Here is a 16,026-nt window from a genome sequence, read left to right on the forward strand (position 1 = left end):
TAAGGGGCGCGACCGCGAGACCGGCCACGGCACCCAACGCCGCAGCCAGCGCGAACGACACTGTCACCATGAACCCGGTGTCGACGCCCACCAGGCGCGCGGCCTCGCGCTGCAGCGACGTCGCGCGCATCACGCGCCCAAGCATGGTCCTTCGATACAGGAAGAACAGTGCGGCCACAGCGAGCGCGGTGATGAGCCATATCCACAGCGTCTGGCGCTCGATCGCCGCCCCACCGATCATGATCGAATCACCCGCGGAGAACGCCGGGAGCGGCATCTCATCCGGGCCGAAGATGTGCAACGCAGCCTGACGCAAGACGACCGAGCCACCGATGGTGACCATGATGATACGCAGTGGATCACCGTCGGCGATCGGCCGGATGGCGAGCACCTCAAACAGCGCACCGATCATCGCGGTGAGGCAGACGGAGCCCACGACGGCTGCCGGCAGCGGGAGACCGAGGTGTGTCAGCCACACCCCGATCATCCCTCCCAACATGAAGAACTCACCCTGAGCGAAGTTGATGGCGCCCGTCGCCGCGAACACGATGGTGAACCCCAACGCGATGAGTGCGTAGATGGCGCCGCTCTTGAGTCCGGCGATGGTGAACTGCAGCAGATCTGACAGCGCCAACTCTCAGCGCCCTTCTCGGGAGAGTGTCATCACTTGAGGGTGTTCCACGCGCCGCCACTGACCTCGTAGAGCGCGAGATCGTCGGCGGTCAGGCCGTTGTGGTCCGTCGGGGTGAAGGTGAACGCTCCACCGAACCCGATCAGATCCTTCGTACCCTCGACCGATGCCGTGAGCGCAGCCGGGCTTGTATCGCCGTTAGAGCGCTTCAGAGCGTCCTCAAGGATAGCGAGTGCGTCGAAGGCGTGTCCGGCAAAGATGTCCGGCGACTGTCCGTACGCGGCCTTGTAGCGCTCAGCGAACCCGTTCACCACATCGAACTCGGGAGTTCCCTCGCCCCAGTTCGCCGGCGTGAGGCTCTTTCCGGTGCCGAAGATGAAGCCTTCGGCCGCTTCGCCGGCGCCCTGCGCGAACTCGATCTTCGCCTGACCGGAGCCGCCGTACATTGGCTGCGTGACCCCGAGGTCGCGGGCACCCTTGACGACACTCGCGCCTTCCTTACCCGCAGTCCACAAGACGAGCGCATCTGCGCCCGATGACTTGACCTTGGTGAGCTGCGCCGAGAAGTCGGTGTCGCCCGCGTTAAACGTCTGGTCACTCACGATCTCGAGACCGGCTTTGCCCGCCTCGGCCTTGATGACAGCAAGTCCGTCCTTGCCATAGCCACCACTGTCGCTGAGCACCGCGATCTTCTTGTTGCCATCCGAGGCAACCTTACCCAGCACGAAGGGAACTACGATCGTGTTCGACCACGGAGTCTGGAACACGAGCGGACTGAAGTTCGCCGTTATGGCAGTTCCGCCCGCCATCGAAACCTGCGGAATGCCTGCCCGGTCGATCTCGGAACGAATCGCCATCGACTGCCCGGTGCCCGTCGCACCCAGGATCGCGATCACGTTCTCTTGGCCGACGAGCTTGGATGCGGCCGCCACGGCCTTCGCCTCGTCGGTCCCATCGTCCTCGATGATGACGTCGAGCTTCTTGCCGTTGATGCCACCCGCATCGTTGATGCGCTTGACCTCGAGATTCAGTGCGTTCTTCTCGGACTCGCCAAGCGCAGCATAGGTACCGGTCAGCGACAGGATCGCTCCGACCTTGTAGGTGTCGGCAGCGTCAGCGCTGCCGCCGGTTGTCGACTTCGCTCCGCCGCACCCGGCGAGCGATACCACGAGCGCCGCAGCGAAAGCGACAACCACCCAGCGCGGCAACAGACTACGTGCCCTCATCGTTAGCTCTCCCTTCATCGGCAGTCGGAGGCGAAGGGCACGATCGCCCTCCGCCTCCGGCCGGTTGATTGCGTCTACTCGGCGATAGTCCAGGCGCCGTCCTTGACCTCGTACATGTTCAGGTCGTCTTCACTCAGTCCGTTGTGGTCGGTCGGCGAGAAGGTGAAGACGCCGCCGATACCAACCCAACCGTTGGTCTTCTCGATCTCGTCACGCAGCGCAGCCGGTGTCAGATCGCCCTCGACACGCTTCGCGGCCTCGACGATGAGATTGAGCGCGTCATACGCGTGGCCAGCGAACGTGCTCGGCTTCTCGCCGTTGTTCGCAGCGGAGTACGCGTCTACGAACGCGGTAGCGACCTTGTACGGCTCGGTACCCACGCCCCAGCTTTCGGGCAGAAGGATCTTGCCTGCAGGGAAGATGAAGCCCTCGGCAGCGTCGCCCGCACCCTGGATGAACTCCATGCGCGCGTTGCCGTGCGTACCGAAGAACGGCACCTTCACGCCTAGCTGCTTGGCCTGCTGCACCACCGCAGCGGCTTCCTTGCCCGAGGTGATGACCAGCATCGCCTGGGCGTCGGACCCCTTGATCTTCGTCAGCTGTGCCGAGAAATCGGTGTCGCCGGCGTTGAACGTCTGGTTCTCGACGACTTCGACGCCGGACTTCGGCGCCTCGGCAAGAAGTACGGCTAGGCCGTCCTTACCGAACCCACCGGTGTCACTGATGACCGCAATCTTGGTGATGTCCTTGCTCTTCATGTACGCGAGCTCGAACGGGATGACCAGCTTGTTCGACCACGGCGTCTGGAAGACGAGCGGGTCGAAGTTCGCGGTGATCGCACTGCCGCCGGCCATGGAGACCTGCGGGATACCCGCCCGGTTGACGTCGCCACGAACAGCCATCGTCTGGCCCGTACCGGTCGCGCCGATGATGGCGATTACGCCGTCCTGCTCAATGAGTTTGGACGCCGCTGCGACGGCTTTCGCCTCGTCTGTCGCGTCGTCCTCGATGATGACCTCGACCTGCTTGCCGTTGATGCCGCCAGCGGCGTTGATACGCTTGACCTCGAGGTCGAGGGTCTTCTGCTCGGGAGCGCCGAGCCCTGCGTAGGTCCCCGTGAGGGACACGATCGCGCCGATCTTGATGGTGTCTTCACCACCACTTCCCCCCGAACCCGAGGGGGCCGTACCAGAACCCGAACACCCGATCAGGGTCACTGCGAGTGCGGTCGCAAGCGCCGCCTCCAACACCGCCAAACACATCTTCAACGTACGACCACGCATGTCCTTACCTCCTGTTTTCCCCGCACGCTCTGCCTATTCAGATGCGCGCAATCTCTTCCTGATCAACGAGTCGAACGGGCTTGCCCGAGAGCAGAGCCACCGCACGCTCGATATCAGCAACATTGATGACCACGTAGGTCGCGATAAGTGAGTAGACGTACTCGATGTTCACACCGGCCGAGGAGACCTCCTTGAGGACGCCTGCGAGCCCGCCGGGGTGATCCGGCAGGTCGAGGCAGAGGACCGGATTCTCCTTGACCGTGAATCCGGCGTTCGAGAGCACCTCTTTACCGTGGTCGGGATCATCGACTATCAGCCGCACGATGCCGTAGTCCGCAGTGTCGGACACCGAGAAGCCCCTGATGTTGACGCCTGCGTCGCCGAGCACGTCGGTGACTTCGCTTACGCGGCCGGCTTTGTTCTCGATGAACACGCTGAGCTGTTGAACGTTCACAGTGCGCACTCCCCTCGTTGACACGCCTCCCTACCGAGCGCGAACGCCCGGAGGTTGGCCTCTACCGTCTTGGGCGGCACTCGGCGCGAGATGACGTCGTGCCAGACGGCCTCTTCGAAGTCGAGCCCTATCGAAAGGGCCCCCATCAGAACCACGTTCGCGGACTTGGGGCTACCCGCTTCACATGCCAGTTCATCTGCGTCGATGAAAACCGCGTTCTCCTCGGCGAGGATGGCCTGCAGGCCATGCGGCGGCGGCAACTCTCCGGTAAGCACCGGCAAAGGCCGTATCGACGAAGGATTGACCATCAGCCGACCGCCCGGCCTGACATAGTGCACGTTGCGCATGGCCTCGATGATCTCGAACGCGACAAGATGGTCGACCATGCCCGGATCGGTCACCGGCGAGAAGACGCGATCGCCGAATCGCACGATGGTGTCGACGCTACCCCCGCGCTGGGACATGCCATGGACCTCGGACAGCTTCACGTCCAGCCCCGAACCGGCCGCGACCTTGGCAAGCAGGTCGGCAGCGAGAATCGTCCCTTGGCCGCCGACGCCGCAGAGCATGACCGTCGTGACGTTGCGCGCACTCATCGCCGATCGGCCCCCTTGAAGTCGCACGAGGGACCGGTGCGCTCAAACGCGTCGTACTTGCACACCTGCACGCACTGACCGCACCCGACACAGACCGAGGTGTCCACGTAGGCCCGAGAGGTCATCTCATCCTTGCCGATGGCGGGGCAACCGAGTTTGATGCACACCCCGCACTTCGTGCATGCCTCCTCGATGACCGCGTACGGATCCTGCTTCTCCTTGATGAGGAGGGCGCACGGCGCCTTGTAGATGACCACGGAGAGTTCCTCGGCGTCGATCTCCTCTTCAAGCGCTGAGCGTGTGGCCTCGAAGTCCTGCGGATCGACAACGCGCACCCGTGGCACGCCGAGAGCACGGACCAGCCCCTCAAGGTCGACCTCGTGGCTATCGCGCTTCTGCAAGGTGATTCCGTTGATCGGGTTGCCCTGGTGCCCCGTCATGGCCGTGATCCGGTTGTCGAGGATCAGAACGGTCCCCGCGCCACCGTTGTACACGGTGTTCATCAGTCCGGTCACGCCGGAATGCGCGAACGTCGAATCGCCGATAACCGCCACGACCGGTCGCTTGCCAAAGCCGCCGATGAGTTCGGCGCCATGTGCCATTCCGATGGAGGCGCCCATGTCGACGCACGAATCCATGGCCGCCAGCGGCTTGAGCGCTCCGAGCGTGTAACAGCCGATATCCCCGGTCACCACGGCTCTCTTACGTCGCAGTGTGTCGAAGACAGGGCGATGGGGACAGCCCGGGCACATGAGCGGTGGCCGGGGCGGCATCGCCTCCTCGGCTTCACGCAGCGTCGGCTCGGGCAGACCAAACGCGGTCCGAATCGCGCCGGGGCTCAGCTCGCCCGCCGGCAAGAGTGGCAGATCCGTCACAACGAGGCCGAGCTGGCGCAGCGAACGAGCGAGGTACGCGTCGGCCTCCTCCACCACATGCAGCACGTCCACCCGCGAGGCGAACTCGGAGAGAAGGCTCGGCGCCATGGGAAAGCCGATACCCAGCTTGAGAACGGACGCCTCAGGCATCGCCTCTCGGACGTGCTGGTAGCACACTCCCGAACAGACGATGCCAATGGAGGTATCGCGATACTCGACCACGTTAAGCGGCGAGGTCTCGGCGAATTCGGTGAGTTCAGCGATGCGCCGATCCAAGTCGATCCGGCGCCGCTTGGCCATCCCCGGCATCATGACCCACTTCGCGGGATCGGTCGCGTACTCGCCCGTAGCCGGCGCAGTGACGCGTTCGCCCGGTTCCACGAGCGACTTCGCATGGCTGACCCGCACCGTCGAGCGAACGATCACCGGGATGTCGAACCGCTCGGAGAGCTCGAACGCCTCCGTAGTAAAGGCAAGAGCCTCGCTCGAGTCGGATGGCTCAAGCACCGGCACGCGGGCGAAGGCTGCGTAGTTGCGAGAGTCCTGCTCGTTTTGCGACGAGTGCATACCGGGGTCATCGGCAACCAGAATGACCAGCCCGCCCCGCACGCCCGTATAGGCGAGCGTGAACAGCGGATCTGAGGCGACGTTGAGCCCAACGTGTTTCATGGTGACGAGTGATCGTGCGCCTGCGAACGAGACGCCGGCTGCGACCTCGAGTGCGACCTTCTCGTTGGGAGCCCACTCTGCGTACACGCCGTCGAGAGCGGCGAAGTGCTTGAGGGTCTCGGTGGAAGGGGTGCCGGGGTATCCCACGCCGACGGCGGCACCTGCTTGCCAGGCACCGTGCGCTACAGCCTCGTTACCCGACAGCAGAATGCGACTCACGCGTGCATATCTCCCCTGCTTCCATCCAACAAGGTAGGCGCATGATACCACACGTGAGCGGCGGCGATGGCACCGCTGACCCCCTCTGAACAGGCCGTTCGCGGCGACGTCAGGCCCCTACGGGCGACACCCTCCGACGTAGTCCCCGCGCGAGTTGATCCGAGCGTAGAGCGAGGCGCGCGACACGCGCGCGCCGGTGTACGGGGCGTGGATCATCATGCCGCCCCCGATGTACATCCCGACGTGATGGATCTTGTCAGCACTGCCGTTGTAGCCGAAGAACACGAGATCGCCGGCACGCAGCAGATCGAGCCTGTCCGGGGGGATGTAATCCCCCGCATGGAACTGCACGCGGCTGGTGCGCGGCAGATAGATCCCGATCTTGCGGTAGCTGTACTGCATGAGGCCGGAGCAGTCGAAACCCGACGGTGAGGTGCCGCCCCAGACGTAGGGCACGCCAAGGTATCGCTTCACGATGTCGACGACCTCCGGGTGCGGGGCCCCGAGCTTGCCGGTGAACGGGCGTTTGTTGTTACGGGCCGCGATGGCCTTGGCTCGCGCCTCGGCCTCAGCCCGGCGCTTAGCGGCAATCGCCTCGAGGCGTCGCCGCTCTTTCACGATGAGTTGCTTCAAGTCCTTCTTGAGGCCCGCCACGTATGCCGCCTGCCGCCCGCGAGCAGCGTCGACCTCCTCGGCCTTGTCTCGGGCCTCCGCACGGAGCGCGACCTGCTCGGCTTGGCGGGTCTCAAGCGAGCGTTTGGTCGCCTCAACGCGTGACTTGGCGACCTTGACCGCTGAGACCATCGCCGCATCGCTGTCACCGATGCGGCGCATAAGGTCGAGCCGGCTGACGAGGTCCGAGAAATCGCTCGCGCCCACGAGCACAGAGACCATGCTCAGGCCGCCGTTGCGGTAGATGCTCGAAGCTCGGTGATCGAGAAGCGACTGCGAGTGGTCGAGGTCGGCGCTCGCCCGCTCCAGCTCGACCTCGGTCGATGCGATCCGCTTGCGGGTGCCCAGCAGCGCCTCTTCGATCTCGGCAAGCTCCTCGCCGCGCATCTCAAGCTGCTCGCCGAGGTCTTGCAGCTTCTTGTCGGCGGCTTCGGCCTGCGCGCGCTTCTTGCGTATCGCGGCATTCGAAGGCGCCGCGCCGGCAGAGACCGCCGCGCCGAGGACGAGCACCAGCGCGAGAACACATGCGCTTGCGCGAAGGATGTGATGGGATCGGCGGGTCCGCACGCGAATGGACCTCCTGCTGCTGCTCTTGCGGCTACGATGTGAGGTTCCGCCCACATGGGGCGGCCGGACAATCCGATGATACCACCGCCCGGTCCCGGTGGACTCCACGCGACGGCAACAAAACGCCCCTCGCCTCGGCCGAACTTCGACCTGAGCGAGGGGCGCATGAGTGAACGTAGTCCTGCGTCTAGTCGACGTGGATCAGCGAGACCACCTTGGCACCGGCGGGAAGCTTGTCGCTTCCATGGAGGAAGTCGAGCTCGATGAGGAACACGAAGCCCGCGACCGTTGCTCCGACCTCGTTGACGAGCTGCGCCTTTGCAGCAGCCGTTCCACCGGTCGCAAGCACGTCGTCGACGATGAGCACGATGTCATCGGCCGAGATGGCATCAGCGTGGATCTCGAGTGAGTCGGTACCGTACTCAAGATCGTACGTGACCGAGGTGGTGTTCCACGGCAACTTGCCCGGCTTGCGGGCAGGTACGAACCCGGCACCGAGCTGATACGCAAGCGCACCGCCGAAGATGAAGCCGCGGGCCTCGGCGCCCATCACCTTGGTGACGCCGGCACCGGCGAACTGCTCGGCGAGCTGATCGATAGCGGCCTTGAAACCCTCGGGGCTGGAAAGGAGCGGCGTGATGTCCTTGAAGATGATGCCCTCTTTGGGCCAGTCGGGCACGTCACGAATGTAGGTGGACAGGTCCACGATTCCTCCTCGGGGTGGTGAACGGACGGTGTCAGGGTACCCGAAACCGGGTGCAGGGACTATCTACTGCAGGCTACCTCGGCAAGCGCCTCAACCTGCTCGGGCGTACCGAGCACCACGAGGCGCTCGTTTGCCGCGAGCACCGTCGAGGCCGATGGGTTAGCGTCCACGCGACCGTCGACGTGCAAGACGGCTACCACCTGGGCGCCGGTGCGCTCGCGTATTCGCGAGTCAGCCAGCGAACTCCCCACGAGCGCGGACGCCCGTTCCAACTGCACCTCTTGCAGCCGAAACTCCACACCCTCGCTGCCCGAAACGATGTCGAGATAGTCCGAGACGGTGGGGTGAAGGACCATGGATGCCATACGTCGTCCCCCGATGACGTTGGGGGTGATCGTCCGGTTCGCACCCGCCTTCAGGAGCTTGGCCTCGGTGCTCTCATGCGAGGACCGGGCGACGATGAAGATGTCGGCGTTCAGGGCGCGAGCGGTGACGGTCACGAACAGGTTCTCGGCGTCACCCGAGAGAGCCGTGACGATCGCTCCTGCATGCGCGATACCCGCCTCAATCAGGACGTCTTCCTCGGTCGCGTCGCCAAGCACGAAGGCCCATCCTTGCTCCTTGGCGGTCTCCTGCGCTTCCGGGGTCACGTCGACCACTACGAATTCGGCGCGCTCGTCCGCCAGGTTGCGCACAACCACCGCACCCACGCGACCCGCACCTGCGATGATCGTGTGCCCCTGCATCGATGCGATTCGCTTCTCCATACGTCGTCCTTCCAGAAAACCCAAGATGTGTCCCTCGAGCAAGAACTCGACGAGTTGCGCGAGGGCGAAACCCAGTGACGCAACGCCGATGAGAATCATGAACATCGTGAAGGCCTCGCCCGCCCGCGACAGCGGCTGTATCTCGCGGAAGCCGACCGTCCCGACAGTGATCACTGTCATGTAGAGCGCGTCGAGGAACCCCCATCCCTCGACGAGCATGTAGCCCGCGACGCCTATGACGAGAACGCTGACGAGCGCGATGAGCGCAAAGACGACGCGGCGCCTCATGAGGCGATACCCTCCTCGTGCAGGGCCACGATTCCTGTGAGATTGCGGTAACGACCATCCAGATCAAGCCCGTACCCGACGAGGAACCTATCGGGCATCACGAATCCGCAGTATGCGATCGGCACGGGGGCGATTCGCCGAGCGGGCTTGTCCAGCAGTGTGCAGACATCAACCGACCTGGCTCCACGGGCCTTGAGCAGGGAGTAGACGTAGTTCACGGTCAGACCGGTGTCCACGACATCCTCGACCAGAAGCACGCTGGCGCCGTCGACGGTATCCGAGAGGTCCTTGGTCACGCGAACCGCTCCACCCACGCCGGGCGTGTAGGGAGAGACCGCCATGAAGTCGAGGGTCACCGGCAGATCGACGGCCCTACAGAGATCGGCGAGGAAGAAGAGCCCGCCGCGCAGGACGGTGACGAGGCGGACGTCTTGTCCGGCGAAGTCGCTGGTGATCTGCTCACCGAGTTCGACCACCCGCTGTGCGATCGCGGCCTGATCGAGGACGACGTGGCTGAGCGCTGCCGGCAGACCCTGCCTCACTGACCCGGCTCCTCGTCCTCTGAGACGGTCGGCAGTACGCCACCACCATCAGCATGAGCGATCGACTCCGATGCGACTCCAAAACGTGCGAGAAGCCGACGGAAATCCTTCTGGTAGAACACCTTGATGTTGATGTCCGGGTAGAGCTCTTTCAACCGTCTGACCTTCCGGTTCTTCTTGGTTACGAGCTTCTGAGACATGGTCGTGAGTTCGATGTAGAGGTCGAAATCGATCAGGTAGAAGTCAGGAGAGAACGCTGAGATGACGTTGCCCTTACCATCCCATTCGATGGGAAAGGTCGTGGGCTCGTACTCCCACCGGATACGGTAGAAGTCGAGGATCTCGGCCGCGACGCGCTCACTGGCGTGCGCGAAGCCGATCTCGTCGAGCGGAGGGTGCGTGATGGTACCGGCGTGCACAGCGTGCTCGGGGATGTCCCCTGCAGCCGCCATCCCTATCCGATGTCCTCGAAGACACGCGCCAGCCCCCGCCGTAGCAGGCGGCTCTTGAGCTCGTCGGTGAGCGCTCCGAGTTCGACGAGCGTCTCGGAGAGCTTCTGCTTCGTGTCCGCGGAACGGTGCCGGAAAGCGGGCATGAGGATCTGGGAGAACAGCGCGGCCTCTCGATCCGAGAAGTTCTCGTACATCTTGAGGTGGCGCGGCTCCACGCCAAAGCGACGCAACTCCCACGCCGCATGAACGATCTGCACATCGGCGCGAGCGATCTCGTCGCCCGAATCGCCCTTCGCAATGGCGACCAGCCCGAAGTCACTGAGCTCGCGGATGAAGGACACCGGGATACCGAGGGCGTTTGGCGCGTCCTCGAGCACAAGCGGACCGTCCTCATCGGCGATGAGCGGCAGCGGAGCGGTCATTCCGACCGAGGCACGCTGCAGTTCCGCCGGAATGCGGCCACGGTCGAAGTCCGCGAGCTTCTCACGAATGACGGCCAGCGGCAGGAAGTGCTCCTTCTGGAGTCGCAGGATCATCTCGACGCGTGCGACATCGGTCTGTGAGAACTTCCGGTAGCCGCCCTGCGTGCGTTCCGGTGCGACCAGCCCTTCCTCCTCGAGGAAGCGGACCTTCGAGATAGAAAGGTCGGGATAGCCTCCCTGCAAGCGCTGGACGACCTCGCCGATGGTCAGGTAATCGCGGCCTGTCATCAGCTCCCGCCTTCAACTGCCGAGAAGAACACCATCTGAAACGTGCCGATCTGGAGCGCATCGCCGTTGTCGAGCTCCGCCGTATCCACGAGGACGCCATTGACGTAGGTGCCATTGAGCGAACCCGAGTCGGTCACCCGCACATCGGTACCGATCATCTCAACGACCGCGTGCAGCCGAGAGACGGTCATATCGTTGAGGAAGACGTCGCTCTCGGGGTCACGACCGATACTGAGACGCGGACGATCGATGAAGAAGCGTTCGCCGGGCTGAGGCCCCTTGCGAACGACGAGCACCGGTCCCTCCGCCGCGGCCTCACCAGCGACCGGGGCCTGGTCAGGAGAGCCGACGGGTGCGAACGACGCAGTGGTACCCGAAACCACCGCACCGCACGACGAGCACTCGGTGGCCGAAGGGTCTATATCGATTCCGCAGGCGGGACATTCAGACATGGAGCCGCCCTCCTCGTGGTTGGCGCTAGTGCGAGAATCCGATGTCAGGAGACTGGAACGCGGAGTGAATCTCTTCCTCGAGCGCGTCGATAACCTCGGTATTCTCGAGAACTTCGTCACGCTTGGCATCGGAAAGGCGGTTGCGGACGTAGGGGTCGTCCATGACCTCCATGAGTCGGCGCCCATTGTGGACCTCACGGATCACGTACTCGATCACGCGCTCCTCGACGGGGTCGGTGGTGAGGTCCCCGAAGAACTGCTTCATGCGCTCGGTGATGCTGCTGGCCACGCGTCCTCCTTCGTAGACCACGAACCGGCTTCTCCGGTCCGAGGGGATTCTGGCGGAACTAGTCCTGGGATGCGTCTTCGTCGGGATCGGACACGTCATCAGACGCCACATCGAACCTCGAAACGCCCCGAAGGTCGTTGGTCAGAATATCGATGAGTCTATCGACGTCCCGCCCGCTGATGATGTCTTCGCCCGCTTCTCGGCCGGCCTTGAGCCTGCGGACGAGCTCGGAGCGAAGGATGTCGATCTTGCCGTGAAGCACGCGGCGGCGGTAAGAAACCCGCTGCTCCTCCGCGTACAGGTTGTCGAGCAGCTCGCGCAGTTCCTCGTTCGACCGATGTTCAAGGTCGAGAAGCGCATCGCTCGTATCGTCGTGCACGCTCATCGCCGTCCTCCTGTGCGCAACTGCCGATGTCGGTTGATTGTAGCGCATACCTGCGACGTTGCGCGGCTAAGCCGGACAGGTTCACGCGGTTGGCTCGACCGGAGACACCGGCTCGACGTAAACCCTACGTTGAGGTTCTGACATTCGACCTGCGCGGAAGCGTGCGCGCGTCCGTCTCGGGTAGCAGTTCACTCGCCAAAGCCCGCTCACTTTCGGAGATCACGCCAGGCTCAAGGTCGAGTGACAGTCCACGCGAAACACCGGCCACAACCGCCTCACACAACTCCGCATCCGTCGGTCGGCGCTGAAGCGACTGCTCGATCGTCGCGGTCTCAGCCATGAGTCGCTTGGACTCCTCGCCTGCGAGGCGAAAGACCTGGGCCTCACGCGCGACATCGCGGGACAACGTGAACGAGCCGTGCTGCAGCACGGTTGACCCGTGCCATACCTGGGCGGAACCGGAAAGCTTGAGTGCTCCAAGTGACAGATCCGCTGCCGTCGCATGCAGATAGCACGCTGCCGACGAGCCATCGCCCCGGGGTCGAGCAGTCAGCGAGGCTTCGACGCCGAGCGCACGGTATGCCTCGACCAGACCCTCACAGAGCATCCGGTAGGAGGCCGCCGTGCCGCGAGGCACACCATCGGCCGTACCGGCGACGATCGAGTACGTCAGCTCATCGTCGTGCAGAACCCCCCGCCCGCCTGTGAAGCGACGTACGACGTCAATCCCGGAGGTTGCGCACACCTCCATGTCGACGCCATCCGCAGACTGAAACCTGCCCAGCGTGACCGTCGGCCTGATCCAGCGATAAAGCCGAAGCGTCGGCGGTGAACCACCCTTTTCTCGGCATACCTGAACGGCCCGGTCGAGTGCCATGTTCCAGGCGCCATCGGCCGGACCGTCATCGATCAGAAGTCGCCACGAGGCGTTCACGGCCCGAGGGTCACTCCCCTGCCGACCGATAGCGCAGGTCGGGGTTGCGTGCCGCGCCCGCTTCATCCAGGCGCCGGACGGGCGTCGTGTAGGGCGCACCCTTCACGAGCTCAGGATCGCGTGCCGCCTCATCAGCGATGGTCAGCATGACCTCGGCGAACGCATCGAGCGCGGCAAGCGGCTCGGTCTCGGTCGGCTCGATCATCATGGCCTCCTCCACCAGCAGCGGGAAGTAAACCGTGGGCGGATGGAAACCGTAATCAAGCAGGCGCTTGGCCATGTCGAGCGTGCGCACGCCGCTCTCGCGCTTCTGGCGCGCACCGCTCATCACGAACTCGTGCATGCAGGTGCGGCCGTACGGCACGTCGAACGCACCCTCGAGCTTGACCTTGAGGTAGTTGGCCGAGAGGACCGCCTGCTCGGCGACCTCGGTCAGCCCGAGGCCTCCCAACGCCCGGATGTAGGCGTAGGCCCGAACGAGCACGCCGAAGTTCCCGTAGAAGCTCCTTACGCGCCCGATGGTGTGCTCCGACCAGCCAAGCCCAAACGTCCCGTCCTCGAACTCGACCGGCAGCGGGCCAGGCAGGAACGCAGCAAGCTCCTCGGCGACACACACAGGACCGGCACCGGGTCCGCCCCCGCCGTGCGGCGTGGAGAAGGTCTTGTGCAAGTTGATGTGCATCGCGTCGAAGCCCATGTCGCCCGGGCGGGCCTTGCCGAGAATCGCGTTGAGGTTGGCTCCATCGCAGTAGGCATACGCCCCAACCGCGTGAACGGCGGCTGTGATCTCGGCGATGTTCTCGTCGAACAGGCCCACGGTGTTGGGATTCGTAAGCATGAACGCCGCGACGTCCTCATCGAGAGCCGCCTTCAATGCCTCGACGTCGACCTGACCCTTCTCGTCGGAGAGGATCGTGACCGTCTCATATCCGCACATCGTCACCGACGCAGGATTGGTGCCATGCGCGGTGTCCGGGATGATGACCTTCTTGCGGGCGTTGCCGCGGGCCGTGTGAGCTGCACGGATGACCATGAGCGCGGCCAACTCGCCATGCGCTCCCGCTGCCGGTTGCAGGGTGACGGCTGGCAGGCCGCTGATCTCGGCCAGCGCATCGGCCAGCCCCACCATCAGCTCGAGCGCGCCTTGCACGGTCGACTCGGGCTGGTACGGGTGCACTCCCGCGAATCCCGGCAGGCGGCACGCAAGCTCGTTGATGCGCGGGTTGTACTTCATGGTGCAACTGCCAAGCGGATACATTCCCGAATCGACGCCGAAGTTCATCGATGCAAGGTGCGCGTAGTGACGCATGATCTCGAGCTCGGTGACGTTGGGGAGCGCCGGCGGCTCTGTGCGAACACGGCCGCCGAGCAACTCGTCTACGGGAACCAGGGGCACGTCGAGGGGTGGCGCTTCGACGCAGCGCGACTCGGGCGCTCCGACCTCGAAGATGAGCGTGCGCGGTCCGCGGACGGGGGCCGCGTCGGGTGTGTTTGCAAGGTGCTCGGTCACAGGGCGGCCACCTCCTCCACGAAGGCGTCCATTTCCTCTCGGGTGCGCTTCTCTGTGACGGCGAAGACCACGAGACGATCCGCATTCTCGACGCCGGTAGGCCACTCGCCCTCGACATCGGCGACGCTCACTCCGGCCAGGAAGCCCGCATCAAGCAGCGCCTCGTGCATCTGCGCCACGTCGCCATCGTAGGCCAGCGTGAATTCGTAGCCGAAGTGGGTGTCCCACGGTGCCGTGAACTTGCCCGTCGCCAGCAATGCGTCGCGCAGGTAGTGGGCCTTCGCCACACACGAGCGTGCGATACCGGCGAGACCCTGCTGTCCGACAGCGGCGAGGTACACGCACGCGGTCAGCGCGTTGAGCGCATGGTTGCTGCAGATGTTGCTGGTCGCCTTCTCTCGGCGGATGTGCTGCTCGCGGGTGGAAAGCGTGAGCACGAAGGCTCGAGCGCCATCGACGTCCACCGTGCGACCAACGACGCGACCGGGCATCTGCCGTACGTACTTCTCAGCACACGCGAAGAAGCCGAGACCGGGCCCGCCGTAGCTGACCGCATTGCCGAGTGGCTGGCCCTCGCCTACGACGATATCAGCCCCGTAGGCGCTGGGCGGCTCGACTATGCCGAGCAGGATGGGATTGGCGGCGACCACGAACAACGCGCCCGCCTCGTGGGCGAGGCGCCCGATGGCGGCGAGGTCCTCGAAGTTGCCGAAGAAGTTGGGTGACTGCACGAGCACCGCACCCACGTCACCTGCCGAAAGCAGTTCAGCGAGGCCGTGCCCGACGAGCTCACCCTCACCCGCAACGAGCGTGGTGCCATCCTCGGCGACCGGGGCGAACATCCCGACCTCCATCACGCCCGCTTCGGCGTAGGTGACGAGCGTGTTCTGCCACTCCGGGTGTACCGAAGCGGCGCAGATGACCTTATGTCGCCGGGTGACCCGACACGCCATGAGCGCCGCCTCGACGAACGCCGTGGCACCGTCGTACATCGACGCGTTCGAGACGTCCATGCCCGTGAGCTCGCAGATCATGGTCTGGTACTCGTAGATGGCTTGAAGCGTGCCCTGTGAGACTTCGGGCTGATATGGCGTGTAGGCCGTGAAGAACTCCGGTTTGGAGACGACGCTGTCGACGATGCTCGGGATGTAGTGGTCGTAACAGCCTGCGCCGAGGAAGCTCACCAGGTCGCCGGAGCCCAGATTGGCTTCAGCGAGCCTGCGCAGGTGCGAGTCGAGTTCGATCTCCGTGAGGCCATCGGCCAACGCAAGATCGCCTTCGAAGCGCACTGCCTCGGGAATCACCGCGAACAGGTCGTCGACGGCAGTAACGCCGACAGCGCGAAGCATCGCTTCGCGCTGTTCGCACGTAACAGGGATGTAGCGCATGCAGCCTAGCCTTCGGTGATGAAGGCGTCGTAGTCCTCGGCGGAGAGCAGCGCGTCGACCTCGGCAGCGTCGGCAACGCGCACCTTGATCATCCAGCCGGCACCGTGCGGATCCGAGTTCACCGTCTCGGGCGTATCGGAAAGCGCGGAGTTGACCTCGACGATCTCGCCGGAGATAGGGGCGAAGAGCTCGGAGACCGACTTGACCGACTCGATCTCACCGAACGAATCGCCAGCGGAGAGGGTGTCGCCCTCAGCGGGCAGGTCGACATAGACGACCTCACCAAGCTGATCCTGCGCGAAGTGGGAGATGCCCACGGTGGCGACGTCGCCGCTGACGAGGACCCACTCGTGCTCCTTGGAGTAAACGCGATCGCTGGGGTGTGCCATGGTGAATTGCGCTCCTTTCGAA

At 64.3% G+C, this 16,026-nt stretch carries 18 protein-coding genes and 1 pseudogene; all 19 read right to left on the reverse strand.

Annotated features, from left to right (window positions below; all coding sequences use genetic code 11):
* On the reverse strand, positions 1-634 hold a 634-nt coding region (locus HGB10_03285; GenBank protein ID NTU70829.1), incomplete at its 3' end, for a branched-chain amino acid ABC transporter permease.
* A 29-nt stretch (positions 635-663) separates the two neighbouring features.
* Positions 664-1,857, reverse strand: coding sequence for an ABC transporter substrate-binding protein (locus HGB10_03290; GenBank protein ID NTU70830.1), 1,194 nt, complete (start codon positions 1,855-1,857; stop codon positions 664-666).
* A 74-nt stretch (positions 1,858-1,931) separates the two neighbouring features.
* A complete protein-coding gene (locus tag HGB10_03295; protein ID NTU70831.1) occupies positions 1,932-3,140 on the reverse strand; it encodes an ABC transporter substrate-binding protein in 1,209 nt (402 codons plus the stop codon).
* Between the two features lie 37 nt (positions 3,141-3,177).
* Complete coding sequence (locus tag HGB10_03300) at positions 3,178-3,594, reverse strand: ACT domain-containing protein (GenBank protein NTU70832.1); 417 nt, start codon at positions 3,592-3,594, stop codon at positions 3,178-3,180.
* Positions 3,591-4,190 carry an indolepyruvate oxidoreductase subunit beta gene (locus tag HGB10_03305; protein NTU70833.1) on the reverse strand — a complete coding sequence of 200 codons (600 nt, stop codon included), beginning with the start codon at positions 4,188-4,190 and terminating at the stop codon, positions 3,591-3,593. Before HGB10_03305 ends, HGB10_03300 begins: the two co-directional genes overlap by 4 nt.
* Entirely contained in the window at positions 4,187-5,953 is a 1,767-nt protein-coding gene (locus HGB10_03310) for a 4Fe-4S binding protein (GenBank protein ID NTU70834.1), read from the reverse strand. The genes HGB10_03305 and HGB10_03310 overlap by 4 nt, the downstream gene beginning before the upstream one ends.
* Before the next feature lie 117 nt (positions 5,954-6,070).
* Positions 6,071-7,192, reverse strand: coding sequence for a hypothetical protein (locus HGB10_03315; protein NTU70835.1), 1,122 nt, complete (start codon positions 7,190-7,192; stop codon positions 6,071-6,073).
* Between the two features lie 187 nt (positions 7,193-7,379).
* Positions 7,380-7,898 carry an adenine phosphoribosyltransferase gene (locus tag HGB10_03320; protein ID NTU70836.1) on the reverse strand — a complete coding sequence of 173 codons (519 nt, stop codon included), beginning with the start codon at positions 7,896-7,898 and terminating at the stop codon, positions 7,380-7,382.
* 59 nt (positions 7,899-7,957) lie between these two features.
* Positions 7,958-8,953 carry a potassium channel protein gene (locus tag HGB10_03325; protein ID NTU70837.1) on the reverse strand — a complete coding sequence of 332 codons (996 nt, stop codon included), beginning with the start codon at positions 8,951-8,953 and terminating at the stop codon, positions 7,958-7,960.
* Complete coding sequence (gene hpt, locus HGB10_03330) at positions 8,950-9,483, reverse strand: hypoxanthine phosphoribosyltransferase (protein ID NTU70838.1); 534 nt, start codon at positions 9,481-9,483, stop codon at positions 8,950-8,952. The genes HGB10_03325 and hpt overlap by 4 nt, the downstream gene beginning before the upstream one ends.
* Positions 9,484-9,491: 8 nt before the next feature.
* Positions 9,492-9,947, reverse strand: a complete 456-nt coding sequence (locus tag HGB10_03335) for a hypothetical protein (protein NTU70839.1) — start codon at positions 9,945-9,947, stop codon at positions 9,492-9,494.
* Positions 9,948-9,949: 2 nt separating this feature from the next.
* On the reverse strand, positions 9,950-10,657 hold the full coding sequence (locus tag HGB10_03340; protein ID NTU70840.1) for a MerR family transcriptional regulator: 708 nt from the start codon (positions 10,655-10,657) through the stop codon (positions 9,950-9,952).
* Complete coding sequence (locus tag HGB10_03345; protein NTU70841.1) at positions 10,657-11,109, reverse strand: FHA domain-containing protein; 453 nt, start codon at positions 11,107-11,109, stop codon at positions 10,657-10,659. Before HGB10_03345 ends, HGB10_03340 begins: the two co-directional genes overlap by 1 nt.
* Positions 11,110-11,134: 25 nt before the next feature.
* Positions 11,135-11,398 carry a hypothetical protein gene (locus tag HGB10_03350; protein NTU70842.1) on the reverse strand — a complete coding sequence of 88 codons (264 nt, stop codon included), beginning with the start codon at positions 11,396-11,398 and terminating at the stop codon, positions 11,135-11,137.
* A gap of 139 nt (positions 11,399-11,537) precedes the next feature.
* Positions 11,538-11,783, reverse strand: a pseudogene (locus HGB10_03355) (hypothetical protein).
* A gap of 124 nt (positions 11,784-11,907) precedes the next feature.
* A complete protein-coding gene (locus tag HGB10_03360) occupies positions 11,908-12,717 on the reverse strand; it encodes a lipoate--protein ligase family protein (protein ID NTU70843.1) in 810 nt (269 codons plus the stop codon).
* 10 nt (positions 12,718-12,727) lie between these two features.
* Positions 12,728-14,167, reverse strand: coding sequence for an aminomethyl-transferring glycine dehydrogenase subunit GcvPB (locus HGB10_03365; GenBank protein NTU70844.1), 1,440 nt, complete (start codon positions 14,165-14,167; stop codon positions 12,728-12,730).
* A 56-nt stretch (positions 14,168-14,223) separates the two neighbouring features.
* Positions 14,224-15,615, reverse strand: coding sequence for an aminomethyl-transferring glycine dehydrogenase subunit GcvPA (locus HGB10_03370; protein ID NTU70845.1), 1,392 nt, complete (start codon positions 15,613-15,615; stop codon positions 14,224-14,226).
* Positions 15,616-15,620: 5 nt separating this feature from the next.
* Positions 15,621-16,004, reverse strand: a complete 384-nt coding sequence (gcvH, locus tag HGB10_03375) for a glycine cleavage system protein GcvH (protein NTU70846.1) — start codon at positions 16,002-16,004, stop codon at positions 15,621-15,623.
* Between the last annotated feature and the right edge of the window lie 22 nt (positions 16,005-16,026).

It is taken from the genome of Coriobacteriia bacterium (assembly GCA_013334745.1).
Taxonomy (GTDB): Bacteria; Actinomycetota; Coriobacteriia; order Anaerosomatales; family JAAXUF01; genus JAAXWY01.